Annotated in this window: 26 protein-coding genes; 14 read left to right on the forward strand and 12 right to left on the reverse strand. The window is 64.3% G+C overall.

From position 1 onward, the window contains the following. Positions 1-6 precede the first annotated feature (6 nt). Positions 7-186 carry a hypothetical protein gene (locus GOACH_RS08920; RefSeq protein ID WP_005173680.1) on the reverse strand — a complete coding sequence of 60 codons (180 nt, stop codon included), beginning with the start codon at positions 184-186 and terminating at the stop codon, positions 7-9. A gap of 192 nt (positions 187-378) precedes the next feature. On the opposite strand from GOACH_RS08920, the gene GOACH_RS08925 reads away from it, so the two are divergent. The 5 genes from GOACH_RS08925 (at position 379) to GOACH_RS08945 (ending at position 5781) form a co-directional block, all read left to right on the forward strand. Beyond that, positions 379-864 (forward strand): MarR family winged helix-turn-helix transcriptional regulator, encoded by a 486-nt coding sequence (locus tag GOACH_RS08925; protein WP_005173683.1) that lies wholly within the window; start codon positions 379-381, stop codon positions 862-864. Between the two features lie 201 nt (positions 865-1065). Further along, complete coding sequence (locus tag GOACH_RS08930; RefSeq protein ID WP_005173685.1) at positions 1066-1575, forward strand: FxsA family protein; 510 nt, start codon at positions 1066-1068, stop codon at positions 1573-1575. Between the two features lie 36 nt (positions 1576-1611). Then, on the forward strand, positions 1612-3237 hold the full coding sequence (locus tag GOACH_RS08935; RefSeq protein WP_005173688.1) for an amidohydrolase: 1626 nt from the start codon (positions 1612-1614) through the stop codon (positions 3235-3237). A gap of 182 nt (positions 3238-3419) precedes the next feature. Further along, positions 3420-4991: an apolipoprotein N-acyltransferase gene (lnt, locus tag GOACH_RS08940; protein WP_052003959.1), complete on the forward strand. Its 1572-nt coding sequence runs from the start codon at positions 3420-3422 to the stop codon at positions 4989-4991. After that, entirely contained in the window at positions 4975-5781 is an 807-nt protein-coding gene (locus tag GOACH_RS08945) for a polyprenol monophosphomannose synthase (protein ID WP_005173694.1), read from the forward strand. Before lnt ends, GOACH_RS08945 begins: the two co-directional genes overlap by 17 nt. 103 nt (positions 5782-5884) lie before the next feature. Here the strand turns inward: GOACH_RS08945 and GOACH_RS08950 are convergent, their stop codons facing one another. Next, positions 5885-6229: an RNA polymerase-binding protein RbpA gene (locus GOACH_RS08950; RefSeq protein WP_005173696.1), complete on the reverse strand. Its 345-nt coding sequence runs from the start codon at positions 6227-6229 to the stop codon at positions 5885-5887. Positions 6230-6372: 143 nt separating this feature from the next. Here GOACH_RS08950 and GOACH_RS08955 point away from each other — a divergent pair, with 143 nt between their 5' ends. After that, entirely contained in the window at positions 6373-6732 is a 360-nt protein-coding gene (locus GOACH_RS08955) for a hypothetical protein (RefSeq protein WP_005173701.1), read from the forward strand. After that, positions 6729-7811, forward strand: coding sequence for a DUF475 domain-containing protein (locus tag GOACH_RS08960; RefSeq protein ID WP_040518061.1), 1083 nt, complete (start codon positions 6729-6731; stop codon positions 7809-7811). The genes GOACH_RS08955 and GOACH_RS08960 overlap by 4 nt, the downstream gene beginning before the upstream one ends. Here the strand turns inward: GOACH_RS08960 and GOACH_RS24245 are convergent, their stop codons facing one another. Next, positions 7812-8447 carry a hypothetical protein gene (locus GOACH_RS24245; RefSeq protein ID WP_040518158.1) on the reverse strand — a complete coding sequence of 212 codons (636 nt, stop codon included), beginning with the start codon at positions 8445-8447 and terminating at the stop codon, positions 7812-7814. It lies immediately after the preceding gene. A gap of 260 nt (positions 8448-8707) precedes the next feature. Here GOACH_RS24245 and GOACH_RS08970 point away from each other — a divergent pair, with 260 nt between their 5' ends. The 4 genes from GOACH_RS08970 to GOACH_RS08985 are packed head-to-tail and all read left to right on the forward strand — an operon-like array spanning position 8708 to position 10369. Further along, a complete protein-coding gene (locus tag GOACH_RS08970) occupies positions 8708-8929 on the forward strand; it encodes a DUF3263 domain-containing protein (protein ID WP_005173708.1) in 222 nt (73 codons plus the stop codon). A gap of 47 nt (positions 8930-8976) precedes the next feature. Then, entirely contained in the window at positions 8977-9264 is a 288-nt protein-coding gene (locus tag GOACH_RS08975) for a hypothetical protein (protein WP_005173709.1), read from the forward strand. Continuing rightward, positions 9261-9989, forward strand: a complete 729-nt coding sequence (locus GOACH_RS08980; RefSeq protein ID WP_005173712.1) for a VOC family protein — start codon at positions 9261-9263, stop codon at positions 9987-9989. Before GOACH_RS08975 ends, GOACH_RS08980 begins: the two co-directional genes overlap by 4 nt. Continuing rightward, positions 9986-10369, forward strand: a complete 384-nt coding sequence (locus GOACH_RS08985) for a hypothetical protein (protein ID WP_005173713.1) — start codon at positions 9986-9988, stop codon at positions 10367-10369. The genes GOACH_RS08980 and GOACH_RS08985 overlap by 4 nt, the downstream gene beginning before the upstream one ends. Positions 10370-10379: 10 nt before the next feature. Here the strand turns inward: GOACH_RS08985 and GOACH_RS08990 are convergent, their stop codons facing one another. The 4 genes from GOACH_RS08990 to GOACH_RS09005 form a co-directional block, all read right to left on the reverse strand. Continuing rightward, entirely contained in the window at positions 10380-11534 is a 1155-nt protein-coding gene (locus tag GOACH_RS08990) for an FAD-dependent oxidoreductase (protein WP_005173715.1), read from the reverse strand. Beyond that, positions 11531-12448, reverse strand: a complete 918-nt coding sequence (locus GOACH_RS08995) for a DUF1295 domain-containing protein (RefSeq protein ID WP_040518063.1) — start codon at positions 12446-12448, stop codon at positions 11531-11533. Before GOACH_RS08995 ends, GOACH_RS08990 begins: the two co-directional genes overlap by 4 nt. A 12-nt stretch (positions 12449-12460) precedes the next feature. Next, complete coding sequence (locus tag GOACH_RS09000; protein ID WP_005173720.1) at positions 12461-13735, reverse strand: esterase/lipase family protein; 1275 nt, start codon at positions 13733-13735, stop codon at positions 12461-12463. A gap of 74 nt (positions 13736-13809) precedes the next feature. Next, positions 13810-14859 (reverse strand): hypothetical protein, encoded by a 1050-nt coding sequence (locus GOACH_RS09005; RefSeq protein WP_245551851.1) that lies wholly within the window; start codon positions 14857-14859, stop codon positions 13810-13812. A gap of 81 nt (positions 14860-14940) precedes the next feature. Between GOACH_RS09005 and GOACH_RS09010 the strand changes: the two genes are divergently transcribed. Further along, positions 14941-15540, forward strand: coding sequence for a TetR/AcrR family transcriptional regulator (locus GOACH_RS09010; RefSeq protein WP_005173724.1), 600 nt, complete (start codon positions 14941-14943; stop codon positions 15538-15540). After that, positions 15537-17921 (forward strand): ATP-binding cassette domain-containing protein, encoded by a 2385-nt coding sequence (locus GOACH_RS09015; protein WP_005173727.1) that lies wholly within the window; start codon positions 15537-15539, stop codon positions 17919-17921. The genes GOACH_RS09010 and GOACH_RS09015 overlap by 4 nt, the downstream gene beginning before the upstream one ends. A 46-nt stretch (positions 17922-17967) precedes the next feature. Here GOACH_RS09015 and GOACH_RS09020 read toward each other — a convergent pair whose 3' ends face one another. From GOACH_RS09020 to GOACH_RS09030, 3 genes are read right to left on the reverse strand one after another with little or no spacing between them, the layout of a single operon-like run. Beyond that, complete coding sequence (locus tag GOACH_RS09020; protein ID WP_040518064.1) at positions 17968-20571, reverse strand: LuxR C-terminal-related transcriptional regulator; 2604 nt, start codon at positions 20569-20571, stop codon at positions 17968-17970. A 44-nt stretch (positions 20572-20615) separates the two neighbouring features. Then, positions 20616-21722 carry a catalase family protein gene (locus tag GOACH_RS09025; RefSeq protein WP_005173730.1) on the reverse strand — a complete coding sequence of 369 codons (1107 nt, stop codon included), beginning with the start codon at positions 21720-21722 and terminating at the stop codon, positions 20616-20618. Between the two features lie 21 nt (positions 21723-21743). Next, entirely contained in the window at positions 21744-23525 is a 1782-nt protein-coding gene (locus GOACH_RS09030) for a peroxidase family protein (protein ID WP_005173733.1), read from the reverse strand. A 327-nt stretch (positions 23526-23852) separates the two neighbouring features. Here GOACH_RS09030 and GOACH_RS09035 point away from each other — a divergent pair, with 327 nt between their 5' ends. After that, the gene (locus GOACH_RS09035) at positions 23853-24602 is read left to right on the forward strand and encodes a hypothetical protein (RefSeq protein ID WP_005173736.1); all 750 of its coding nucleotides are present in this window, start codon (positions 23853-23855) and stop codon (positions 24600-24602) included. A gap of 3 nt (positions 24603-24605) precedes the next feature. Here GOACH_RS09035 and GOACH_RS09040 read toward each other — a convergent pair whose 3' ends face one another. Together GOACH_RS09040 and GOACH_RS09045 are read right to left on the reverse strand one after the other, a co-directional pair. Beyond that, positions 24606-25181, reverse strand: a complete 576-nt coding sequence (locus GOACH_RS09040; protein ID WP_245551852.1) for an FKBP-type peptidyl-prolyl cis-trans isomerase — start codon at positions 25179-25181, stop codon at positions 24606-24608. A gap of 205 nt (positions 25182-25386) precedes the next feature. Next, on the reverse strand, positions 25387-25875 hold the full coding sequence (locus GOACH_RS09045) for a dihydrofolate reductase family protein (RefSeq protein WP_005173742.1): 489 nt from the start codon (positions 25873-25875) through the stop codon (positions 25387-25389). Positions 25876-25896: the final 21 nt, after the last annotated feature.

The raw sequence follows: 25896 nt of genomic DNA on the forward strand, positions 1-25896 counted from the left end.
CTGCGGCTAGTGCGCGATGACCTCGAGCGTGTTCATCAGCGCGTCGACGAACACTGGCGGATACATCGGAAGGCTGTGATGTGTCGCCTCAGTGACCACCTCGACTCTTGTGCCCGGCCACGTCGTGCGGACGTTGTCGGCAACACGTGGGGCGTCATGGACACGGCTGGCCTCTGCAAGGATCACGGCGCGATTCGTGACCGGGCCAGATACCCCGCACGCATGCCTGCGAACACCGAGTTGGGTTCCACGAGGATGAGTCCGCCTGTTCGAAACCCGGAAGCCGATAGCAGGACGACCGGCTGCGCCTCGTCGGGGCCTGAGGCCACCACGTGGGTGGTGCCGTATCGGGAGGCGAGATCACAGCGAGAGACGACCGTGACGTCGCGCGACCGGATAGATGAGAACAGTCCCCGTTATCTCCTGATCCGTCAGTTGCGGGCGTTGGTGACCGAGTTGGATACTCGCGGCGCCCATTTCGCGAGGTCTGCAGCCCTGCATCCCACCGACCTCCGCGCACTGATAGCGCTGCTCGATGCAGAACGCGACGCGGTTCCCGCGACGCCCGCGTGGCTCGGACACGCACTCGGTGGAATGAATTCAGCGACAATCACCTCGGTGATCGACCGACTCGAACGGGCGGGACTGGTCGAGCGCACCAATGACCGGAGAGATCGGCGCCGAGTGTTGCTCACCGTGACCGAACGTGCCCGAAACACCGGCAACGAGTTCTTCGGGGCGATCATCGACGATGCTCTCGTCGCGCTCGACACCTTCGACGCCGATGAGCTCGACACCATCCGACGCTTCCTCGACGCCATGCACACAGCGTCGAGTCAACGCCGGGCTGATCCGAGCGGGTAGTCACCGAGCAGCACCTCATGATCGTCCAGCACGGGACCGGCTGACGTCGGGTCGACCGCAATGCGGGAATCCGGGAGCAAAATCGGACGTTCGTTCGTTGTCGTAGAGGAATGGCTCACCTCCGGGCGATGTGGTCGCGACGACTTCGTCGATGGTGTCGTCATCATGACTGCGTCGGCGCCGGACCAGAAAGGCACACCAATGCGCTTCCCGTACTTCCTCGTCTACCTGGTGATCGAGATCGCCGTGTTCGTGGCAATGGTCATGACCCTGGGCTTCGCCTGGGCGGTCCTGATCACCCTGCTGGCTTCCTTCGTCGGCTTCGTGATCCTCCGCTGGCAGGGGCGAAAGGTGCTCGGTGAGCTGCGTCGCGCCTCACGCCAGGAGGTGGACGCGAGAGCGCCACTGGCCGACACCGCGGTCGTCGGAGCCTCGTCGATCCTGCTGATCCTTCCCGGCCTGGTGTCGACGGTCGTCGGCACGGTAGCCCTCCTGCCACCCACGCGACGCATTCTGCGTCCGGTGCTCGCCGCCCTCGGCGCTCGCACGGTGATGTCGGCGATGGACCGCGCGGGCGGCTACGGCGCTGCCGGCGTCAGGCGGGGCACGGTCATCGACGGCACCGTCGTCGACGATCCTGCGTATTCGTCGGGCTCGACGTCGTCGAACAGCTGGTCGGCTGAGCATCCGCAACTCCCGCGGGGGCACTGACACATCGTGATGCCCACAGGGGCACACTGAACAGTCGTGACAACCGAACTGCTCCTCGGCGGGACCGTCTACTCGTCCGCAGCTCCCGACGCGACCGCACTTGCCGTCACCGATGGCGTGGTGACATGGGTGGGGACCGACGACGTCGGGCGTGCACTGCACCCCGACGCTGAGATCACTGACCTGCACGGTCTATTCGTCGCACCCGCATTCGTCGACGCACACATGCACCTGACGTCGACCGGACTAGCGCTCACCGGACTCACCCTCAACGACGCTGTCTCGCGCACCGATTGTCTCCGCATGATCGCCGACGCGGTGTCGACCATCGAGGAGGGCGACCTCGTATGGGGGCGCGGCTGGGACAGCTCCACGTGGTCGGGCGCAGAGGCCGCCGACGGACGGTTCCCGACGACTGCCGAGCTGGACGAGGTCGTGGGCAACCGCCCTGTCTATCTCGCCCGCGTGGACGAGCACTCGGCGATAGCATCGACCGCACTGCGACGCCTGGTCATCGGCTTGGAGGACGCTCACGGCTATCACCCCGACGATCCGCTCGTCGCCGAGGCACATCACCTCGTGCGCGGCGCTGCGCGGTCGCTGTTGAGTCCAGCATCGCGAACACGAGCACAAGTGCGCGCACTCGATGCTGCCGCCGCGATGGGGGTCGTCGCCGTCCACGAAAACGGCGGACCCGACATCAGTGGCCTCGACGACTTCCTCGCGATCGCCGATCTCGACCACCAGGTCGAGATCCGGCGCTACTGGGGGCAGGCTGCCGAGAACGCCGACCACGCCCGCGAGCTCGTGGCGATCGCGCATGCCGATGCCCTCGGGGGTGATCTCTTCGTCGACGGTGCGATCGGCTCACGAACGGCGTGGCTCCGCGAGCCCTACCATGACGCCCCGGACATCACCGGTATCGAGTACCTCCCTCAGGAGATCGTCCTCAACCACCTGCGTGCCTGCACCGAAGCCGGGTTGCAGGCCGGCTTCCACGTGATCGGCGATGCAGCGAGCGCGACCGTCGTCGCCGCACTCGACGCGCTCGCGGCCGAGGTCGGCACGCCTGTACTCGCGTCTCGGGCACACCGCGTCGAACACGCGGAAATGGTCGACGCCGCTCAGGCCGAAACCCTCGCCGCCTGCGGGGTGGTCGCCAGCATGCAGCCGCAGTTCGACGTCGAGTGGGGAGCGCCGGGCGAACTGTATGTTCAGCGGCTCGGAGTAGAACGTGCAGGAAGCCTCAACGATTTCGCAATGCTCGCGAGAGCTGGCGTGGCGCTCGCGTTCTCGTCGGATTCTCCGGTGACACCGATCGATCCGTGGGCGACGATACGCGCAGCAATCCATCATCATCACCCGCGCAATGCGATCTCGGCGCGGGGGGCTTTCGCCGCCTCGACGAGGGGCGGCTGGCGCGCGGGAGGGATCAATGACGGGTTGACCGGCACTCTGGGGGTCGGGGCACCGGCCAGCTATGCGGTCTGGGAGGTCGACGATCTCGTCGTTGCCGGATCGCATGAGAGTGTTCAACGCTGGTCACTCGACCCCCGATCGCGTGTACCGGCGTTGCCCGATGTCTCGCCCGGCAGGCCGCTGCCGCGCTGTGTTCGCACGGTGCACCGCGGTCGCGAGGTCTACCGCGCCGAGGACCAGTGACGGTGAGGGACTCGATAGGCGACGACGCGACTATTCTCGACGATCCGGCAGAGCCACCACGCCCGTCCCGCGCAGCGGGCGACTCCGCTGGGCACGCGAGTCGCCGCTGGTCGACATTGGTCAGCGGACGCTGGGCGGCACTGTTCGTCCGTTGTGCGCTCGCCCTGGTGGCGGGACTGGCGATGTGGTCGGCGTTCCCGCCCCGCAACTGGTGGTTCATGGCCGTCATCGCCATGGGCGTGCTGTTCCTCGCACTCGCGGGACCGATCAGAGGTCGTGTCGGCGCTGTCGTGGGCTTCGTGTTCGGACTCGCGTTCTACATTCCCCTGTTGCCGTGGATCGGCGTGTATGTGGGACCCCTGCCATGGATCGCGTTGTCGATCGCGCTGGCGCTGTACTCCGCATTGTTCGGCGTGTGCGCCGTCTGGACCATGCGGCTGCCGTGCCCGCCGCTGTGGTTCGCGGTGTCATGGGTGAACCTAGAGACGCTTCGATCATCCTTTCCGTTCGGCGGTTTCCCGTGGGGCAGAGCGGCGTTCAGTCAGGTCGATGGACCACTGCTTCCGCTCGCATCGATCCTCGGCGCACCCGGCGTCTCGGCCGCTGTCGCGTTGCTCGGCGCTGCGGTTGCGTGGCTCATCGTCGTGCTCGCCACCCGGGCCGTCACCGGTACCGGATCGGTGGCTCGGGCCGCTGCGCTCGCCGTGGTCCTGGCCCTTGTCGGACCCATCGCTGCAATAGCTCTCACGCCGGACACGCTCGACCGCAACGTCGCATCGGCGTCGGTACAGGTTGCCGCCGTGCAGGGAAACGTGCCCCGCCTCGGTCTCGACTTCAACGCGCAGCGCAGAGCTGTCCTCGACAATCACGTCCGCGAAACCATGCACCTTGCCGACGCGGTGCGCAGCGGAGGCGCCGAGCAACCCGACTTCGTGGCATGGCCTGAGAACGCCTCGGACATCTCACCGCTGACCAACTCCGACGCAGCTCAGGAGATCACCGACGCGTCGATCTCCGTAGGCGCGCCGATTCTCGTCGGGACACTTGTGATGAACAGCGACGGCCGACCCACCAACTCCGTCCTGGTGTGGGACGGCGCGCACGGTCCCGTCGCCCGGTACGACAAGCACATCGTCCAGCCATTCGGCGAGTACCTGCCCTGGCGTCCGTTCTTCAGCATGTTCTCGTCGTACGCGTCCATGGCTGGCAACTTCCGCCCCGGTACGGGACCGTCGGCGATCACCGTGCCGGGTCGCTCGGGTGACGTGACCGTGGGCGTGTCGACGTGCTGGGAGATCGCGTTCGACAGGTCCGCGAAGGCTGCCGTCGATGACGGCGCGCGCATTTTGTACGTGCCGACGAACAACGCCACCTTCGGCAAGACGGACATGACCTACCAACAGCTCGCGATGTCGCAGTTCCGCGCGGTCGAACACGGCAGGGCCGTCGTCGTCGCGGCGACCAGCGGGGTCAGCGCGATCATCGAACCGGATGGTTCCATCGCGCACGAGTCGGGCGTGTTCACCCCGGCGGTGCTCGCCGATCGCTTACCGTTGCATTCGGCCAGGACCGTCGCGACCGTTCTCGGGGCATGGCCGCAGTGGATCATCGTCGTCGTGACGGTGGGTGGGCTTTTGGTCGTACTGACGCGCCGTTATAGGTTCTCTCACGGGCCTCGCGGGGCCGACGTCGGTGACATACCGGCCGCGAAGGGCGATGTAAGGGAGTCGGAGGAGCGTGGTGACAACGGGTAGCGAAGATGCGACCAGCCGAGACGAGGGCGGGGTAGTCGCATCTGACGGCGCACGGGCACTGGTCGTCATCCCCACCTACAACGAGCGTGACAATCTTCCCCGCATCGTGTCGCGCGTCCAGTCGGCCATGGCAGGCGTCCACGTTCTGATCGTCGATGATTCGAGTCCCGATGGGACCGGCGACGTCGCCGACGACATCGCCGAAGCCGACGATCAGGGTCGGATCCACGTGATGCACCGTGTCGAGAAGGACGGCCTGGGTAAGGCCTACCTCGCAGGTTTTGCCTGGGGGCTACACCGCGATTACTCGGTCATCGTCGAGATGGACGCCGACGGCAGCCACGCACCCGAGCAGTTGTATCGGTTGTTCGACGCGGTCAACGACGGCGCCGATCTCGCCATCGGCTCACGCTACGTTCCCGGGGGCACCCTGGTGAATTGGCCGAAGTACCGTGAAGTCCTTTCCCGGGGCGCCAATACCTATGCACGTCTCGCGCTGGGAGCCGGCGTGCACGACATCACGGCCGGCTATCGCGCATACCGACGTGAAGTGCTCGAGGCCATCGACCTGGACACGGTCGAATCCGCGGGCTACTGCTTCCAGATCGACCTCGCCTGGCGCACGATCCAGGCCGGTTACGACGTCCGCGAGGTCCCGATCACCTTCACCGAGCGAGAAGTCGGTTCATCGAAGATGAGTGGGGGAGTGATGACCGAAGCGTTCGTCAGCGTCGCGCGCTGGGGCATCGAAAACCGTCTGCACAAGATCGGGCTCCGCAAGCGCGACTGACCGTCGACGCGCGGCGTGCGCCGTCGCACCCTCACCCACAGCACGAATCAGCCGGGTGGAGTCCTTCGACTCCACCCGGCTGATTCGATCCAGGGCGCCCGGATCAGTTGGTGACGCCGCGGCGACGCTGCTTGAGGAGGTCGAGGCGCTCGTTCAGCAGCACCTCGAGTTCCTCTTCGCTGCGACGCTCGAGCAGCATGTCCCAGTGTGTGCGCGGGGGCTTGACCTTCTTCTCCTCGGGCTCGGCACCCTCGAGAATCGTGCCTTCCATCCCGTTCTTACACGGCCACTTCGACGGCACTTCTGCGTCGTCGGCGAACGGGACGTCGAAGATCTCTCCATTGTCGGTCCGGTACTGGACGATGCGTCGCGGAGCGAGATCGTGGTCACGATCGGTCTCGTAGCTCACCGCGCCGAGGCGACTGCCCCGAAGTACTCGATCTGCCATTTGGCGGTGTCCTCTCGTTTCTCGAGCGCTTGTCGAACGCTCAACAGTCCTATTCTACGCGCCGTGGGCACCTCACCCGCACCACCGGCGACACGCGCCGGCATACTGCCGCACAAACCTCCGCCGGAGACTTGGGTACGGTCATGTGCGTGGAGCACACGACGAGCGGTACCACCCGATCGCGGCGCCGCCCCTACGCCTGTGCCTGGTGCGGCCAGACGATGGTCGACTCCGAGCACGGGCGTCGACGCAAGTACTGCAAGCGATCGTGCCGTCAACGCGCGTACGAACAAAGAGCGCTGACCGAGGGCACTTCTATTCCCTCCGACGCGGTCATCCTCACGCGGACCGAAGTGAGCGACCTCGGCGACCGCCTGTTCGCATTGCGCTGCGCAGCGGAAGATCTCGCGACAGCGGTGGACGAGGACGCTGACTCGACCACCCTCGCCGAGCTCGCGGCAGAAATCGTGACCTTGGCCAAGAACGCCGAGCGGCTCCGTTGATGGTTCGCATCTTCGGACTGTCGACGGTCGTCACAGTGCTCGCCCTGGTGGTCGCCTTCGTCTACGGCGGGTGGGAAGCGGTGGCGCTGGCCGCCATCCTCGGCGTCCTCGAGATCTCCCTGTCCTTCGACAACGCAGTCATCAACGCGACCGTGCTGGAACGGATGAGCGCCTTCTGGCAGCGCATGTTCCTCACCGTGGGCATGATCATCGCCGTCTTCGGGATGCGCCTGCTGTTCCCGCTGATAATCGTGTGGGTCACAGCAGGTCTCGATCCCGTCGAAGCATTCCGTCTCGCGATGAACCCGCCGCCCGACGGCGCAGAAACCTTCGCCGACGGAAGCCCGAGCTATGAGACGATCCTGACCGACGCCCATCCCCAGATCGCCGCGTTCGGCGGAATGTTTCTGTTGATGCTCTTCCTGAACTTCATACTGAGCAATCGCGACCTCACCTGGCTGACGTGGGTGGAACGTCCGCTCTCGAAGATCGGGCGGCTCAGCACACTACCGGTGGTCGTCGCAGCTGTGACGCTTGTCCTCATTGCCGAGTTCCTGGCACCCGACGCGATCCGCTCGACCGTTCTCATCGCCGGGATACTCGGCATGGTCACCTATCTGATGGTCGACGGGCTGAGTGCGCTCTTCCAATCCGACCCCGACCGACACGAGAGCGGCCCGTCCGCCGGCGCGAAAGCTACGGGTAAGGCCGGATTCTTCCTATTCCTCTATCTCGAAGTCCTCGACGCCTCGTTCTCTTTCGACGGCGTCATCGGCGCCTTCGCGATCACCGCCGATCCGATCATCATCGCGTTGGGCCTCGGCTTCATCGGCGCGCTGTTCGTCCGCTCGATCACGATCTACCTGGTACGCACCGGAACCCTGGCGTCGTATCGGTATCTCGAGCACGGCGCCCACTGGGCGATCGGAGCATTGGCCGTGATCCTGCTGTTCAGCATCGAGTTCCACATCAACGACGTCGTGACCGGCCTCATCGGTGTCGTGTTCATCAGTGCTGCGCTCTTGAGCAGTGTTATCGCCAACCGCCGGGATCAGCGCAGTGCGCGGACAGATGGCTGACTACTTTTTCGCGCGCCGTTTCTTCGGGACATCACCATTGGCCTGGTTGAGCTTCTTTCCTCGTCGCCGATACATGACGACGAAGATGGTCAACAGAATCGCCACCACCACGGCGATGATGACGCCCCAGGCACTGGCCGCACGAAAGCCCGGCGCTCGCACATTGAGGATCTGCTTACCCGCGTGTGCCGCATTGTTGTCGCCCACCTGGATGCTCAGGGTGAGCAGATTGGGAATGGCAACCACCACACCGGCCACAACGCACACAATCGAGACGATGTTCTTCATTTTCCCGCGGAAGGCCACAGCGAGAACAAGTAACGAAATCGGGATGAATGTACACACGAATCCGATCGACAAGCCGCTGCCGATCCCGCGTCCCATTGAACCGTCGACGTTGCGACCGATCTGCTCTCCCCACCACCGGGGAAGGAACGCCGCGAGTACGAAGTAGACGATCACCGCGATCACGACAGCGATCGCGATGAAGAGGAACTTGCGGGCACCCCTGGCCAGACGATCGGAGAACGTCGGCTGCGGCTCTGCGGACGTCGTGCTGACGGGTACTTCGGTGCGCCTATCTGGTTCGGGTGTCGACGACGAGACGGGAGCCGGGTCTTCCGGGTGCTCAGCCATTCCCTCAGCATAGGGTGATCGCACCCGAATCAGCGGCGGAGTCGCCTGGATGTCGCGGCGCATCGAGGAATCTTTGCCCACTTCTCCAACAGGTTTCGCGTCGCGTGGCGAAATGGGTGTGCATCCGGGGTGGCCGAGTGTACAAAGGACGTTGATGGCGGTGGGCCTGTTTCCAGATCAGGGATAACGGCGACGGACCGGGGCCAATCCGCACCATTCAGAACGATCAACACAGGTCACCCCAATAGAGTGAGTGCTTCATGGATCCGACGCAGCGTCAGATGCTCGACTTCGAGCAGAACTGGTATGCACTCGGTGGTGGGTCGTCGCGCGAGATCAGCTCGCAGTTCGGCCTGTCCGACCGGGACTTCTTCACCCAGGTCCAGAATCTGCTGAACGCCGAGCCACCGGTTACCCTTTCGAAGGGCCAACTCGACCGGATGCGTGAGGTGGTACGCAACAGAATCTGGATGGCCCGCTGAGGCCGACGTTCCCACGACAGGCGTCGGGTATGTGGAGAGGAGTTGTGATGCCGCCGTTCGCCGACGACGAACTCGATGAGTTCTATCGGCGTATCGAAGCCGGCACCACCCAACAACCTCGCCGTAAGCGCGCCCCGTCGAGTCCGACGTGTCCGACACCGCAGAAGCATGCGTACCGCGACGTGCACGCGGTTGACGAGGCCATCATCCGGATCCGTGCGGCCGGACGCGCAGCGCCAACTCTCCACTCTTATGAATGCGTCTGCGGCTCTTGGCATCTGACCAGCCGTGCCATCGGGGGTCCGGCGGGTCGCGGTAGGCGGAAGCGCTCGTGACCATCATCGAACTCGCGGTCGACGACGCATCCGCCACCATCGACGCATACCGACGTCTGCTCGGGCGAGACGACCTCGCCGACGAGTACACCACGTCGAACGCAGTCCTCCGGTGCGACGGCAGTCAGCCCGCGCACCGGGTGTTGTTCGATGTTGATAGCGCCTCGTCCTGGTACACCCTGCTGCAACGTCGAGGCCTCGATGTCCGGCCATACGACTCCTCGACCATTCATGTCGACGGACTGCCGGTAGGAGTGACCGACCACCTCGCAAACAGCCACGCGCCCCAGTCGGGTATCGACGACATCGCAGGCATCGACCACATCGTCTTCCAGGCCGCGGGGCGCGACCATGCGGTCGCACTGTTCGGTTCGACCCTCGGACTCGACTTCCGCCTTGACCGGCCGGTCGCCGAGGGACTCCGCCAACTGTTTTTTCGCGACGACAGCCTCATCATCGAAGTCCTCGTCACCGCCGACGCCGCAGATCGCTCATCGCACGACCGTGCGACCCCGCCACTATCGTTATGGGGGATCGCCTGGGCGACAACCGATATCGAAGCAACTCAGGCCAGGCTCACCGGCGCGGGTCTCACGGTGTCGCAGGTTCGCACGGGCCGCAAACCCAATACGCGGGTCGCGACGGTGCGGTCTCCGGCCCTCGCCACGCGCACCTTGATCATCGAACCCACACGATCAGTCGTCGCAACCGAGGAGTCGTCGTGAACCAGACGAGCCGACCGGACGGGCCGAACCGGTTTCAACGGGTGGCCGGCATCGTCAACAGAACGGTCGTCCTCCCGCTCCTTCACATTCCACAACTCGGTGGGCTACTCGGTCGTGCGTTCACCGAGGTGTCGTACACAGGCCGCAAGTCGGGCAAGCTCGTCACCTTTCCGGTGAACTACGTGCGATCCGGCGACTCGGTCACGATCGGCGTCGCCATGCCCGACAAAAAGACCTGGTGGCGCAACTTCACCGGCGATGGCGCACCGATCACCCTGACCCTCGACGGCGGGACCCGAACAGGGCACGCCGTCGCGTCGAAGGACAGCAGCGGGTCGGTGCGGGTCAAGGTCACGCTCGACCACAACGACTCACACTGAGTCAGTTCCGTCACACGCCCCCGCTCCGCCGCCGCACGCCACCGTAGATCCCACGCCTTACGATGAGCGGCTGGAGCAGTGTCTCGACCGTCCATCGCGGAAACCGGAAGCGAATTCCGTTGGTCGAGAATACGTCCAAGCCGTTATCGCTGGGTCCGAAGACTGATCCCCAGCGGTGCTCGGCCGGGTGATATCTGCGGGTCGCGCGGCCGTCGAGATGCGCGAGAACGTTGCGTGCCACCAGACGGTCGGCGCGGTTGCGAGCCGACCCGCGCAGCGGATCCGTGTCGGCGACATCCCCGACGGCGAACACGCCCTGATATCCGGGCACAGCGAGATCGGCCTCGACGCGGACGAATCCGCGGTCGGTCAGCATGTTCGATGGCAGCCAGGCTGTATTCGGCGACACTCGACCAACCGCCCACACGATCGCATCGGCGTCGACCACCGGTTGTCCGGTGAGCCAGTGAATCGAACCTGCTCCGATTTCGCCGAGGTCGGCGTCGGTTGGCAGGATCGCCCGATGTCCGCCGTGTCGATCGACACCAAGGGACTCCAGTCGCCTGGCAACCGTGCGGCGGGTGCGGACGTGGTGTCGGGGGAGGGGAAGCTCGCCTGGATGATAGAGAGCGACCTTCTTCTTGGGCCAGCGTCGACGCAGTTGCGCCGCTGAACTGCACGCCGCAGCACCCCCACCGACTATGGCTACGGTCGCTGAGAGTGCCAGTCGCTCATGTACGCCACACAAGGCGGAGTCGACGTCGTCGCTGTCTTCGAGTATGGGCCGGCGCCAGAACCCGTTGGCAACACCCGTGGCGATGACGAGCGCGTCGTACGTAACTGCTTCAACCTTTCCGGACGGTGTGCGAAGACGCAGCGTTCGACGATCGTGATCGAGTTCGAGGATCTGCCCGTGACGGATGTCCACAGGATCGAGACGACGCATCCGATCAAACTCAACGCGATAATCACGCGCCCACCGGTCGGGGTAGGCGATCCGCAGCCCGACTTCCTGCCCGCTGACCAGCGCGGGCCGCAGCGAGACTCCGACGACGCTGCTGCGGCGCGCGAGGTGCATCGCGGTGAGCACGCCGGAATCGCCCATGCCTGCGACCAGGACGCGCCGAGCTGTCGGGCTGTGGGCAAGTGGCACTGTTGAACTCACCTGGCTCGCCGCAAGCCGTGAGTGGTTCTGGAACCGAGCCGGGGCACCGGCAGAAACTTCGGCACACGCGCGACGACGTCGGCGTAGGAGGGGCGTCGTGCAAGACTGCGCTCTTCCATCATCGGAATGCTTGCCCCGAGAAACATGGCGAGCATCATGCCCGCGCCCACCCACAGCCACCACGCGTCGGCGGGCGCGGCGGCGATTCCGAACAGCAGGATCGACACCCAGAACATGAACTCGCCGACGTAGTTCGGGTGGCGCGACCACGCCCAGAGTCCGATGTCGATGGTCTGACCGGGTTCATTCGACTCGCGGAACAGTCGTAACTGTCGATCGGCGACCGATTCCAGCGCGATCGCTGCGAGACCGACGATGAACGCCGCGACGCTCAACCACATCAGCCCGCCGTTTGCCCGGGTGAGCGCAACGTACGCCGGGATCATCGCGAGAAAGACCTGCACCGTGGGTATGAGGTGGATCGCGAAGAGATCGGCGACGAACGAGAACCTCCCGGCACGCCGCCGCAGCAACTCGTAGCGCCAATCCTCGTGGACCAGCCCAGGAAACGAGCGCACCCAGTTCGCCGTCAGCCGCACGGCCCAGATCACGAGAACGATGCCGAGCAGGGCGCAACGCCACTTCGCTTGGGAGTCACCATGTATGGCGTCGCCCGCGAACCACCAGTACAGGGCCAGAAATACGGGGACGACACTCCAGTAGGCGTCGTAGCAACTCGAATTGCCGACCGTCCGGCTCACCACGAAGATGACGAGCGTGGCGATTATGTCGGCAATGAGCGTGTCCGCCCACAGTTGCCCGACACTTGGACCCCATGTCAGCCACAGCAACGCCACCGAAAGGGCAGCGACGTACGCGGCGGTAATCACCACCAACGATGCTCGTCTCCCCATAGATGGATGGTGTCAGGCGACGCTCCACTTCGCGGCGTTTTGGCCGCGACCCGGCGGCAGTGCGCGTCGGGGCCGAAGGTGCTCCAGGAGCCAGCTGTAGACGTCGTCGTCGTTGAGGAGGGTGAAATGGCTCGCCCCGCCCACATGAAGTCCGTGGTCGATATTGAATCCGACGCTGCGAGCACGACTTTCGCCGCGCCCGCTCGGCGTCAGCACCAATCCGTCACCGATGAGCCTGCCAAGGGGATGATTGGGATCGCGCGTCAGCGATGCAGTGACGAACAGATGCCGCGCCTGCGGTAGCAGCGGTACCGCGGTGGCGGGGTTCTGCCGGAAGGCGTCCGGGTCTCGGCCACTCCAGTCGTCGTCGACAAGACTGCCGTGGAAGAGGTCGCGCACGCCTGCGCTGCGTCGTGCGAGCAGGTTGCCGAACGGGGCGGTCACAGAAACGGATCTGAGCGCTCCCGCCGCGAAGTGCACTGTCCGAGCCAGCGGAGCACCGAAGTGCGGTGTCCCCAGACCGACTGTCTCCGTGACCAATCCGCACCAATACGCACCCTGCGTGGCGCCACTGTGGCAGGCGCTTCGGATTACCAGCCCGCCCATTGAATGCCCCACCAGGGTCAGCCGCGACACAGGCACCGGCCATTGAAGCGTCAGGTCCTCGAGTACTGCGGCGAGCTCGCGCCCGTTGTCACTGATGTGGCGTCCGGTGTTGAACCGCAGCCGCACCTCGGTCGCGCCGATATCGGTAGCGAGCCGCTCGCCGTAGGTCGCGCGGTCACCTCTGTGCCACGCGTGCTCGGACTCCATGAGACCGTGCAGGAAAACGACGATATGCCCGGTAGCCTCCGGAAAAGCCTCGCGGAGCGCTTCGGCCTCGACCGCCACCGGCATACCGTCGACACGGATCGACATCGGCTGCGCGAGCGGGGAGCGCTGATCGGCGAGCGAGTCGCCGATCAGCCCATCGAGAACGGCGAGCACCTGGGCACCTCGTGAACCCTCCGATGGCGAATGGCGCGGCTCGGGAAGTACCGCACCAACCTCGGCGACGGCTTCCAGCAGTACGGACATCGATTCATAGGTCGTGTCGGCCACCGCGTTGTGGAGCAGATGCGCTGATCGACTCGACGAGCCGCCGAGTCGATCGGTGACCGCGAACAAACGGTCGGTCACCGCGCGATGCACTTTCGCGACACCGCGGATAGCTCCTGCGAGTTCACTGCACCCCAGTTGCGCGAGCGCCGCGAGCTCGGTCGGGGCGACTTTGTCGGCTGTGGTCACAACCTGCAGAGTACAACTGTTCACTCAATTTCGGAGGATGTCGTGCCAACTGGCGCGCCGAATACACACACAACTCACGCGTCGGCGGTCTCGCGATAGCCGAACTCGACGACGTCGACGTCAGCGATGTGTGTGCGCCGCTCGCGCATCAGGCCGAATCCGTAGAGCAGGATGCCTCCGAGAAGCCAGCAGAACAGCACGACGAGCGGTCGCGTGATTGCATTGCCGTCGAAGAACACGACGTCGCGCAGCAGAGACCCTGTGGCACCCGGTGGCAGATGCTGGCCGACGGCACCCCAGGGCGTCGGCAACATTTCGGGCGCACTCGCGAGCCCGGAGAGCGGATTGCCCAACAGGATCAGCGCTATCGCCGCAACAACCAGGCCCGCTCCGCCGAGCGCCTCACGAAGTCCCAGAACGGCGAAACATGTCGCCGCGATACCGAGCATGCCCGCAGCCGAGGTGAGCCAGTAGTTGCCGTCGAATGTGCCGACGACGAATTGCAGAATGGCCACCAGCGCGAACCCGCCGACCACCGACACACCGAGGGCGGCGACGATGCGCCCACCCGCAGACGGGATGACCAGCATGATCACCATCGCACTGATCCACCCGCCGAGCGCAAGCGGTAGTGCCCCGGCCGCAAGGCCCGCCCCGTGCGGATCCTTCGAGGGGAAACTGCGCACGTCGATAACTCGGTGCCCTGTGTGAGTCGCGTCGGCGACACGCTGTCCCATCGTCTCGATCATCGTTGCCACCGTTGGACTTGCGGCGCTGGCGACGAGCACCGTGAGTTCCGACCCGGGCGATACGACGAGTGCGCCGTATACCTCGCGCGACTCGATGGCGTCACGCGCCGCGGATCCGTCGGAATAGCTTGTCACGTCGAATGACTCGCCCACGAGATCACCGATCTCATCGGCAGCCTGCGCTGACCCGACCACCCCGATGGGGATGTGATGCGGTGCGGACCTCGCTGCGGGCAGAGCGAACATCGTGACCATCACCGACAGCAGCACCGCCGTGCCGATGACGACAGCGATCACCTTGACGCCGACAGGCGGCCCCGTTCTGGCCGAGGTGTCGAGCGTCGCGGATGTGTCGGGGATGTGATCGATGGTCACGTCGCCTCCCATAAATTAGATACGTTGCGTTTCTTAGACAGTAGAGTGACACGATAAGATACGCAACGTATCGGAGGAAACATGTCGAAGGGAGTTGTCGTGGCCCGTCGTCGTCGCGGTGCAGAACTCGAAGCCGAGATCCTCGAGGCGGTCCGTACCGAACTCGCCCTCCGCGGCTACGGCTCCGTGACCTACGAGGGGATCGCTGCCGCCGCAGGCACGAGCAAGACCGTGCTGTACCGACGTTGGGACACCAAGGTCGAGATGGTGATGGCGGCAATGGTCGACGTCGCCCGCGAGGTTCTCACCGTCCCGGACACCGGTTCGCTCACCGGAGATCTCCGCACGATCCTCTGCCGAATGCGCCGGCGCTTGGCCGAGATCGGCCCTCGGACGATTCGCTCACTGCTCGCCGATCTACCCGACGGCTCCACCGATTCGGTCATCGGGCTGATCACCAGCCACGTCGACGACGTGATGGCCCCGGTGCTCGAGCGCGCCCGAGCGCGAGGAGAGTTGGGGCCACGCCCTCTGCCGACCCGCGCCGCAGCGCTGCCCTTCGACCTCGCACGGCACGAGATCTTCATCACGGGTTCGATGTCGGATGACACAATCGACGAGATCATTTCGACCTGTGTGATTCCGCTCTGGACGACACTGACAGGGGCTGTCCATTCATGAGTTCTTCTGCATCACCACAGGGTGACGCCACGCGCGCCGCCGATCGCCACGACGACATTCGTGTCGTCGGCGCCCGGGTCAACAACCTCAAGGACGTCACCGTCGTCCTGCCCAAGCGGCGTCTGATCGTTTTCACCGGCGTCTCCGGGTCCGGCAAGAGCTCACTCGTGTTCGGCACGGTGGCAGCCGAATCCCAACGACTGATCAACGAGACCTACAGTGCATTCGTCCAGGGATTCATGCCGTCGCTCAACCGCCCTGACGTCGATGTCCTTGAGGGACTGACAACCGCGATCATCGTCGACCAGGAGCGCCTCGGTGCCGACCCGCGCTCGACCGTGGGAACGGTGACGGACGCGAACGCGATGCTGCGCATTCTCTTCAGTCGACTCGGGACGCCATACATCGGTTCGGCGCAGGCGTTCTCGTTCAATGTGGCGTCTGCCAGTGGCGGGGGTGCCGTCACGACGGAAAAGGCGGGCCGAAAGGTGAAGGAGCGAAGGACTTTCGAGGTCGTCGGCGGAATGTGCCCTCGATGTGAGGGCAGGGGATCGATCTCTGATTTTGATCTGACCGCGCTTTACGACGCGTCCAAATCGATCAACGAGGGTGCGATCACGATTCCCGGCTACAGCATGGACGGATGGTACGGGCGCATCTTCCGTGGCTGTGGCTTCTTCGATCCTGATACACCGATCGAAAAGTTCACTGCACGCCAACTCGACGCCCTGCTGTACAAGGAACCGACACGGATCAAGATCGACGGCATCAACGTCACCTATGAAGGCCTCGTCACCAAGATCGGAAAATCGTTCCTGGCCAAGGACAAGGACGCGCTGCAACCCCACATCCGCGCATTCGTCGACAGGGCGATCACCTTCTCGATCTGTCCGGAGTGTCAGGGCACACGACTGTCAGAGAAAGCACGTAGCTCAACAATCGGAGGCGTCAGCATTGCCGATGCGTGTGCGATGCAGATCACCGATCTAGCCGACTGGGTCAGCTCGCTCGATGAACCAACACTCGCACCGCTGCTCGAATCCCTGCGAGCTACGCTCGACTCATTCGTCGACATCGGTCTCGGATATCTCTCGCTCGACCGTCCGTCGGGGACGCTATCGGGTGGAGAAGCTCAGCGCACCAAGATGATTCGTCATCTCGGGTCGGCGTTGACCGATATCACTTACGTATTCGACGAGCCGACGGTCGGGCTGCATCCACACGACATCGACCGCATGAATCGACTTCTCCTGCAACTGCGGGACAAGGGCAACACTGTGCTGGTCGTCGAACACAAACCCGAGGTCATCGCCATCGCCGACCACATCATCGACCTGGGACCCCGCGCGGGTACCGGCGGTGGCAACGTCGTCTTCGAAGGTGGAGTGGACGACCTACGCGCAAGCGACACGCTGACCGGGCGGCACCTCGACGACCGGGCCTCGCTGAAGACGAAGGTGCGGAAGTCACAGGGAACGTTGGAGATTCGAGGGGCGAACTCACACAACCTGAAGGATGTCGACGTCGACTTCCCGCTCGGCGTCCTGTGTGTGGTCACGGGTGTTGCCGGCTCCGGGAAGAGCTCACTTGTCGACGGATCACTGTCGGGCCGAGACAACGTGATCACCGTCGACCAATCCGCCATCAAGGGTTCGCGGCGCAGCAGCCCAGCCACGTACACGGGCCTTCTCGAGCCGATTCGGAAGGCTTTCGCTAAGGCGAACGGTGTGAAACCTGCTTTGTTCAGCGCCAATTCGGAGGGTGCATGTCCGAACTGCAAGGGAGCGGGCGTCATTTACACCGATCTCGCGATCATGGCGGGTGTCGCCGTCACGTGCGAGGTGTGCGACGGTAAGCGATTTCAGCCCGACGTCCTCGACTACGCGTTCGGCGGACGCGACATCTCCGAGGTCCTCCACATGTCGGTCGACGAAGCGCTCGAGTTCTTTTCCGAGGGTGAATCGAAAGTCGCTGCAGCGCAGAAGGTCCTGCAGCGACTCACCGACGTCGGACTCGGCTATCTCACGATAGGACAACCGCTCACAACGCTTTCCGGTGGAGAACGACAACGGCTCAAACTCGCGACGCACCTCGGCGACAACGGCGGGATCTTCGTTCTCGACGAGCCGACCTCCGGTCTACACCTTGCCGACGTCGAGCAACTGCTGGGACTCCTCGACAGCCTCGTCGACGGTGGTAGATCGGTGATCGTGATCGAGCATCACCAGGCGGTGATGGCGCATGCCGATTGGATCGTCGACCTCGGTCCCGGCGCCGGTCGCGACGGCGGGGAAGTGGTATTCCAGGGCACCCCGGCTGAACTGGTCTCTGCGGGTTCGACGCTGACCGCACAGCATCTCGCCGACTATGTGAAGAACTGAAACGCACGCCGCCCCCGACGCTTCGGTGCCTGGCCCGCCCGATATTTCAGCCGACCGGGGCGTCGTTGACGACCCCGGCCAACGAGTCACGATCGGCGACGTCGAGTTTGATGCAGGCGCGATAGATGTGTCCCTCCACGGTCCGGACCGAGACCGTCAGCCGATCGGCGATCTCACGATTGGTCATACCCCGACCGATCAGCACGGCGATCTCTCGCTCCCGCGCGGTGATGGGTAACGGTCGCGCAGTCGCACGGATTGCGGGGGAGGTCGCTCCGTCGCACCTCTTCGACAGTCCGAGAACCCTGGCAGCGTTGGCCGTGGCCTCTCTCCGTTTCCCTGCACGTTCGAACAATTTCGCTGCCTGCGCCGCGGCATCCGCCGCGGACAACAGGAGGCCGGTTTTCTCGAACTCGTATGAGGCCGATGCCAACTCGTCCGGATCACCTGCGGCGAGCGCCGCTGCGTGTTGTGAGTAGACGTGTCCCAGTTCTCCCTGGATAAGGTGCTCGAGTTCCGCGAGTCGTCCCGCAGTGGTCTTGTCCCCGAAGCGGGTGGCGTGATGAAGCGCCTCCGCCTCGAGCGCCAGTTGCCCCGACTCGCGAGCTATTCCTGCGGCGCGGTGCGCATGGTCGACGGCCTCTCGCTCAGCGCCTTGTGCTGCGGCGATCCAGGCTTGCGCGAGGACCCGCTGGGGTTCGTGGATCGCGAGGTGTGCGCCGCTGTGCTCCTCTGCGTCCCGCAGTACCCGCTCGGCTTCGTCAACGTCATTGAGCGCCGCGTACGCCCGTACCAGAATCAGACGGCCGGGCAGGCGCCAGGGAAGCGGCTGTTTGGCGTTGAGTGCGGCGAGCGCCTGTTCGAACTCACTGATCGCCTCACGAAACGAGCCGCTGTAGGTTGCCGCAACACCTGCCATGATCTTTGCGATCGCCCAGCCGAGGAACTGGCCCGACGAGGAGAACTGCGTGTACTCGGCCGCGCGGTCTCGGGCCTCCTTGAGGTCGCCGACCATCGTGAGCGCTAAGACGTCGCAGTAGCGCACCATGACGCTGATCATTCCGTCCGTCGCCTTCTTCTTCGCACGTGTGCGCTCGGCATAGGGAGCGTAGTCGCGTCCACGTCCGGCGATCGACATGGCCAGCCCGGCACCAAAGGCGGCGAAGTCGATGGCCTGCGACGGTGCATGCGGATTCTCGAGGACACGCTCGGCAAGCGCGATTCCCTCGTCGATCCGGTTCTCGTGCACAGCCATCGCCGCGGCGACCGCGTCGACAACGAGTCGAAGCGTCGGATGCTCAACCTTGTGATTGAGCAGATCGAGCATGCGATGGCTCTCCGCGACATCGCCGAGCATCCAGAAGATCAAACTCATACGGGATACCGCCCAGATCACGAGTTCGAACTCATTGAACGAGTCGGGATCGAACGCTGTGAAGACGGCGTCGGCCTCGACGACGCGGCCCTGCCACATGATCGCGCGGGACAGCAGCTCCGCAGCGGTCAGACTCCCATCGCGTTCGTAGGCGGCACGGGCCAGACGTTCGCCGAGGGGCAGATTGGCCAGGAAGATCGCGTCTTTCGCCGCCGCGATGAGCAGTGCGGTGTCCGTTTCGCGATGGGCATCGACACACAACTGCGCGAGTCGGATGCGCTCGGCTGCGGTATCCGCGGTGTGATCGAGCAGCGCGTCGACGAGTCGTGCACGCAACCGTCGCGCGGCGACAGTACTGATACGCCGGCGAACGACGTCGCCGTAGAGGGGATGACTGAACCGGACGTTCGTCGTGTCACCGTCCCGAGAAGTCTTGATCAGATCCAAGGTTTCGGCGTCGTCGATCGGCTCCTCGCCGACCAGCCCGACCAGAAGGTCGATGTCGATCGGCTCGTAGAGCGAGAGCACCTTGAGCGCATCAACGACCCTCGTTCCGGCACGGTCCAGACGATCGTTGAGCAGTGCCACCAGCCCAGATGGGACCGCTGTCGGGCCGCGCAGTTGCCATACGCCCGAGACCTCCGACAGCGCACCGGATTCGACGGCGCCTTCGACCATGTTTCGCAGGAACAGCGGGTTTCCGCCAGACGAGTCCCAGATGACGTCGGCGCTCAGCCCCTCGAGCGAGCCTCCGAGGACACGTTCGACCAGCTCAGCGCACTGGTCCTTCGTGAGGTTCTCCAGTTCGAGGCGATGAAGGTAGGCGTCCTTCCACAGCGAGGTCACCGCATGCGGAACCGGTTCGCCCGTGCGCACCGTGGCGATGATGCGGGCGCTCCGATCCATTGCGATCTGATGAACCAGGGTCGCCGACAACTGGTCGAGCAGGTGGGCGTCGTCGATCCCGATGATCGTGTCCGGGTCGGCGACAAGTGCCTCCCGCGCCGAGACGAGCGCCGCGATGGGATCGCGCGATGCCGTGGGAGCGACCCACGGCGCGAATGCTCCGAGGGGGATGGCCCGCGACGACTCCGTGCACGCCGCCCATCGGACGGGCTTGCCCAGCGAATCGGTGACCATACGGGCGAGCGTCGTCTTTCCGACACCCGCAGGCCCCACCACCACCACTCCAGCACGATCTCTTGATCGCAAGAGCGCAGATCGGATGTACTGCTGCTCGGCGGGCCGGCCGAGGAGTTGCCAGCGCCCTTCCATGGTTGAGCAGTATAAGGCCAACGATCAGACGACGAGTTCCGAACTCAATCGGGGAGGTCGACAACGCTTGCGGGCTCGACTATCGGCGCATTGTTTTTCTGGTGCCTGAACCGGCTCGATGCGTCGTACACCTCACGCTTGAGTCGGTTTATCGAGCCGAGTGGAGTATGTGCCTTCAGACCGCGCCACGAATTGAACGACAAGACGTCGTCGCCGTATGCGCGCCGCTCTGGCGTGTACGGATCCTGCCTGGGAAACCTGATCGTCGCAACGGTCCGATGCGGCGACTCCTCCTCGGACCACGCGGTTGTGGCATTGTCGATCGGCATTCGGTCGATATTCGTGCACAACTGCACGCGCAGTTCGTATTCGGCCGAATGCGAGTCGAAGAAGTCGACGGCCATGTCTTGCAGCGCATTCACTCCTCGATAGTCCGGGGTCGGCTGGCCTGCGAGTGCACGAACTTCCCCAGACGACGGCGCGTACAGCATCTTTGCGACGTACTTGCCGTAACGCAGCGGAGCCGAGGTATAGAACGTGTCACCGAGAATGTGCGTGTTCTCCTTGATGAAAACCCGCAACGTCTCGGGGAGGGGGCGCCCGATCCTGGCCAGAATCCGGGTATCGATCTGCGCGAGCGCTCGTTCGGCGAACGCGAGCACGGGATCGGAGATGCGGGCGAGGAGCACCGCGGTTGGCATTCCCTTGGTGAGATAGTCCTTGGCGTCCGCGAACAGGAACTCCCGATGGGTCACCATGATGAAATCCTGTGTGACCGCGGTGTCGTCGGGCAACGCTCTCTCGGCAGTCGGGTCGACGCCGATCACCTTGATCCCGAGTCCGCGTACACCTCTCATCTGATCGGTACGGATCGCTCCCGAGGTGCTCGACAAGCGCGCGATGATCGGATAGATGCGCGGTTGCGCGAACAGTCCCTGCGCAAGCTCTTCGGGCAGGTCGGCATGCACCTCGAGCTCGCCCCGCAGTATCGCGTGACTCTTGGCATGTGCGTCGCGTATCCCTCGCTTGTACTTCTCGTAGGCGTGCTCGTTGTTCATGCGGAGGATCTTCACCATCGCGGCAACCACCTCCGCCTCACCGGGGGGCGTGTTCTCCATCTCGGGTTCCCACAACACGTATTCACGGCTCATCGTGAGAGTCCTTTCGGCGCATCAGGTTGCGGGCCAGGGTGCGAACGGATTGGAGGCCTTGATCAGCACCGGTGTGAGCGCGGGGAAGTGTCGCAACAGGACCGTACGCATCGAGTTGTCATGTACCCACGACATACCGGCTTCGGTGTAGACGTCCGCGGTGAAGTCCGTCGTCAAGAACCTATCGGCGGCTATCCTGCGCGAGGCCATCAGGATGAAGACGCGAAACGCTGTGTCCGAGAATCCGAATCCGCGAGGTTTGCGTTCCGCGTAGAGACCGACCATCAGATCGACGTCGTCGATACCCTGATAGATGCGCGCGAGCTGCTCCGCCCATTCCTGATTATCGGTGAGATCGGCAAAACTCTTCACGGGCGGCAGTCGGAACAGGCGACGGAACTCGTTGTAGCGGGGAACGCCGCGTTCTCGGCTACGCACGACGTCGACCGTGGCGAGATCGATCGGCTCGCCTGTCGGGCGGGAGAGGTCGCGAAGAGCTGCCGGAAAGTTGTGCAGGGTCAGTGCCCCCGGGTGTGCGCGACCGAACGAGTACAGCAGGTCTTCCATCGATGATTCGGCCATGCGGGCGTGCACATCCTCGGCGAGGATCTGCGCAAGCTGATGAGTCCGTCGTGTCTGTCCCGTGGCAACGCTTCGAATATCGACCTGGTCGGGGAGCAGGGGATGCATGCGATAGACCGCTACGAATTCTTCGGTCAACGAGAACGGGACGCCGTTCATCTCTGTTCTGCCGCCCGGGATGCCGAAGAGTATCTCGTTGTCGGCGAACCGGGGGAACCGCGTCGTGAACCGGTCGCCGAGCAGACCCGACCAGTTTGCGTGCATCGCCGTCACGGTTGTCGGGTGTGCGATGATCGCCGGCGTCCAGTCGACGGTGTGGATCTTGGCCATCAACGCCGAATTGACCAGTCGTGCAACGTCGTACAGCCGCTGCTGATCGCGTACGAGGTCAGGGTATGCCGCGCTGAGCCGTCGACAGATCGCATTGTGTTCACGCAGGAACAACGACTGCATGAGCGCGAGTCCGAGCCACGTGTTCGCCTTGGGTCCGGCGGGATCCAGCAGGTCCTCTGCAGAAGGTGAGGGCAGGCCGTCGTCGGCGAGTGCGATGGTGGCGAGCAGGTTGCCCTCTCCGTCTGAGTCCCGGATCGCGGTCGCGTAGTCCTCGGTGTCACCGTAGATTTGCGATGCGTCCCACCAGTGTGTGTCCCGGTTGGCGTATGTCGGCGGCTTGTCGGTGCAACCGTCGAGCGCCGGTGTGCGTGGAACCTGCATAGGTCGAGAATGCGGCCATGGATCATTGTCGTCGAGATCGATCGACCATGGCTGGGTGTCGGGCGCGGTGAGATGACTCACCCAGTCGTGTACCTGGAACTGGATCCACGCTGCGGCAAGCAGATTGAGAGTGTCGGCAGGCTGGAACTCGGTACGGGCGAGGAGCTTCTCGCTGATCTCGCGGGGATTCGGTGTGCGAAACCTCTCGCCGGTCTCGGGCCACGTCGCAGCGAGCGGCACATTGCGGCCGAAGCGGGTGCCGACCGATCCCATATCGGGTTGGGCGAGGTTGTCGTAGCGTCCATCGATGGTGCGCGTGCGGTGGTCAGACGCCTTCAACGGGGGGTCGAGCGGCACAGCGGGATCGGGGTCTGTGTCGAAGAGGTTGAAGGCACGGAGTTGGCTGCGGATCCCGATCAATACGGCCAATGCCAGCGGTTTCGGTAGATTCGCCCACCCAATCAGGTGGTCGATGCCCTCCGCGGTCTTGGCAAGAGCCCGTTCCACCGCGCTTCTCTGATCGACCACCGAGACCTCTTCCGTATCCCCGACGATCGACGTGACCGATCGTGCCGCGACAAGTATTCCCGACAAAGAGACGCCAGCGCATGCGTACGCGACTACCTCAGTGCGTCACGACTACCTGAGTGCGTCGTGACTACCTCAGTGCGTGGTCGCCGATTTCGAGTACCCGGGTACTCGTGCACAGGCCGGGCGCTTCACGAAAGCTCGAAATCAGCTCGATGCCTGGCGTCCGGCGGGTGTCAGATGCGCGGCATCCGGCGGAGTTCAATCGGTACGAACGACCACACGCGCAGAACGGGAGAGTGGTAGGTGATCCGTGACGTTCCGATCGACATCACACTGAACATCGAAACACGACTCGACGACGCGGTGACTGCCCTCGGGTGTCGCCTCGACGATGTGCGGCACGGCGAGTTCTGGTTCGCGGAGGCGCGGCACGCATCGGTCGCCGCACCGACCCCACTGCTCGACAACAGAGTGGTGATCAGGATGCGCACGGGAACTTCCGACGACCTCACTGTCACCATTTATCCGCCGACCGGCGATCGGCTCGCTGGTGAGTGGGCCACCTCCTTTGACCGCGACCAGTGCGAGTACCGGATCTCGGATCAGTGGTGCGGCGACGATCACCGCCTCACGGCCTCAGCGCGTACCTGCCATCCGAGCGGCAGCATGTCAGCAGCGATCAATGCCGGGACGGACCCGACTCACCTGCTCGACGCGACGCAACGTCGCTTTCTGGTGGCGTGCGCGTCGACGGGGACACCGATTGACCACCTCGTGATCCGAGGCCCGATCACCTCACTGGTCTGGGATACGTCGCTGCGCACCGTCCGGGACGTGCGAGTGGCGAGATGGACGTCCGAGCACCTTGACGTCGTCGGGGTCACGACGCGCATCAATGTCCTGCCTGGCGAATCCGCGCACCACGTCGCGGCACGTGCGGTCGGACTCGCGAGCGATCTGCGAGAAGGTCTGCGCGAGCTCGGATGCCAGACGAGTGGGCTGACCAGTAAAACCGCACTCGCGCTTCGCGCACTGGCGAGTGCGGGCGCGTGAACTCTAACCGTCGACCGACACAATCGTCAGCTCGAAGACCAGGGTGTCGCCCTTATCGATGCCTGCCGCGGCGTTGCCGTCGGGGTATCCGTCTTCGGAAGTCATGGCAACTGCCACCGACGACCCTATCTTCTGACCCGCGATCGCCTTCCGGAAACCGGTCACCACACGATCGAGCGAGAACTGGGCGGGTAGGCCGCCGACATAACTGCTGTCGAACTGCTTGCCATCCCGACCGTTGACTCCCAGGTAGCAGACATTGACGGTCGCCGTGTCGGGGACCACCTCGCCGTCACCCGCGCGCAACGTGTGGACCACGGTCTCGTCGACCGCGAACGGAGTGGTCATGTTGATCGCAGGGGCGGTCGTCGACGTCGAGGCCACGACGTCGACATGGCCCGTGGTACCCCGCAACGACCACGCGGGCTTGTCGGAGGAGGCGGGGGCTGCCGAAGGACAGGTGGTGGTCGCCGGGGACGACGACTGCGCCGAACCCGTGTCCGAGTCGGCGCCGCATGCGGCGAGACCTAGGGTCAACGACGCAGCGACCACGGGCAGCAACACACGGCGCAAGTTCACGCGCGCCACGCTACCAATGAATGCGCGCACTGCGAGCGGCCCACCCCGGGTACCGCGCGTGTGCTCTTCACATGCGCGAATACCGGGCGATGATCACCCCGGTCGTGGTGGCAACGGCTTCGCGAAGGAAGAACTCGGTCATGGGCAACGGCCCGTCGAACAACCTGGCCCCGGAACCGAGCGCCAGAGGGTGGATCAGCAGCGTTTACTCATCGATCAAGCCCGCGGCGTGCAAGCTTCGAACGAGAGTAGCGCTTCCATTGATCGACAGATTCGGACCCGATTGCGCCTTCAACGTGGCCACGGTGGCGGTGGCCTCGCCCCGTAGGAGAATCGAGTTCTGCCAGTGACCAACGTCGAGTTCATCGTGCGACACGACGTACTTCCGTGCGACGTTCATGTGCGCGCTGTAGGGATTGTCGTCGGCGGCACGGCCCCACTGTTCGGCGAAGTCCTGCCATGTTCGCCTGCCGAACAGCAGGTCGCCCGCTGAAGACATTTCTTTGCCGAGTTCATCGACCATCACGTCGTCGTTGTACGGCGGGCCCCAGCCGTACCCGAAGTCTCCCCGTGTGTCCTCATCGGCGCGCCCCAGTCCTTGGACCACTCCGTCGAGTGTCATGAACATCGTGGTCGTGATCGTGCGCCGCCGACCATCGGTCGTGTTGTTGTTCTCCACCCGAAGACCGACCATGCGGCACACCGAAACTGATCG

This window comes from Gordonia aichiensis NBRC 108223 (genome assembly GCF_000332975.1).
In the GTDB taxonomy this organism is placed as follows: domain Bacteria; phylum Actinomycetota; class Actinomycetes; order Mycobacteriales; family Mycobacteriaceae; genus Gordonia; species Gordonia aichiensis.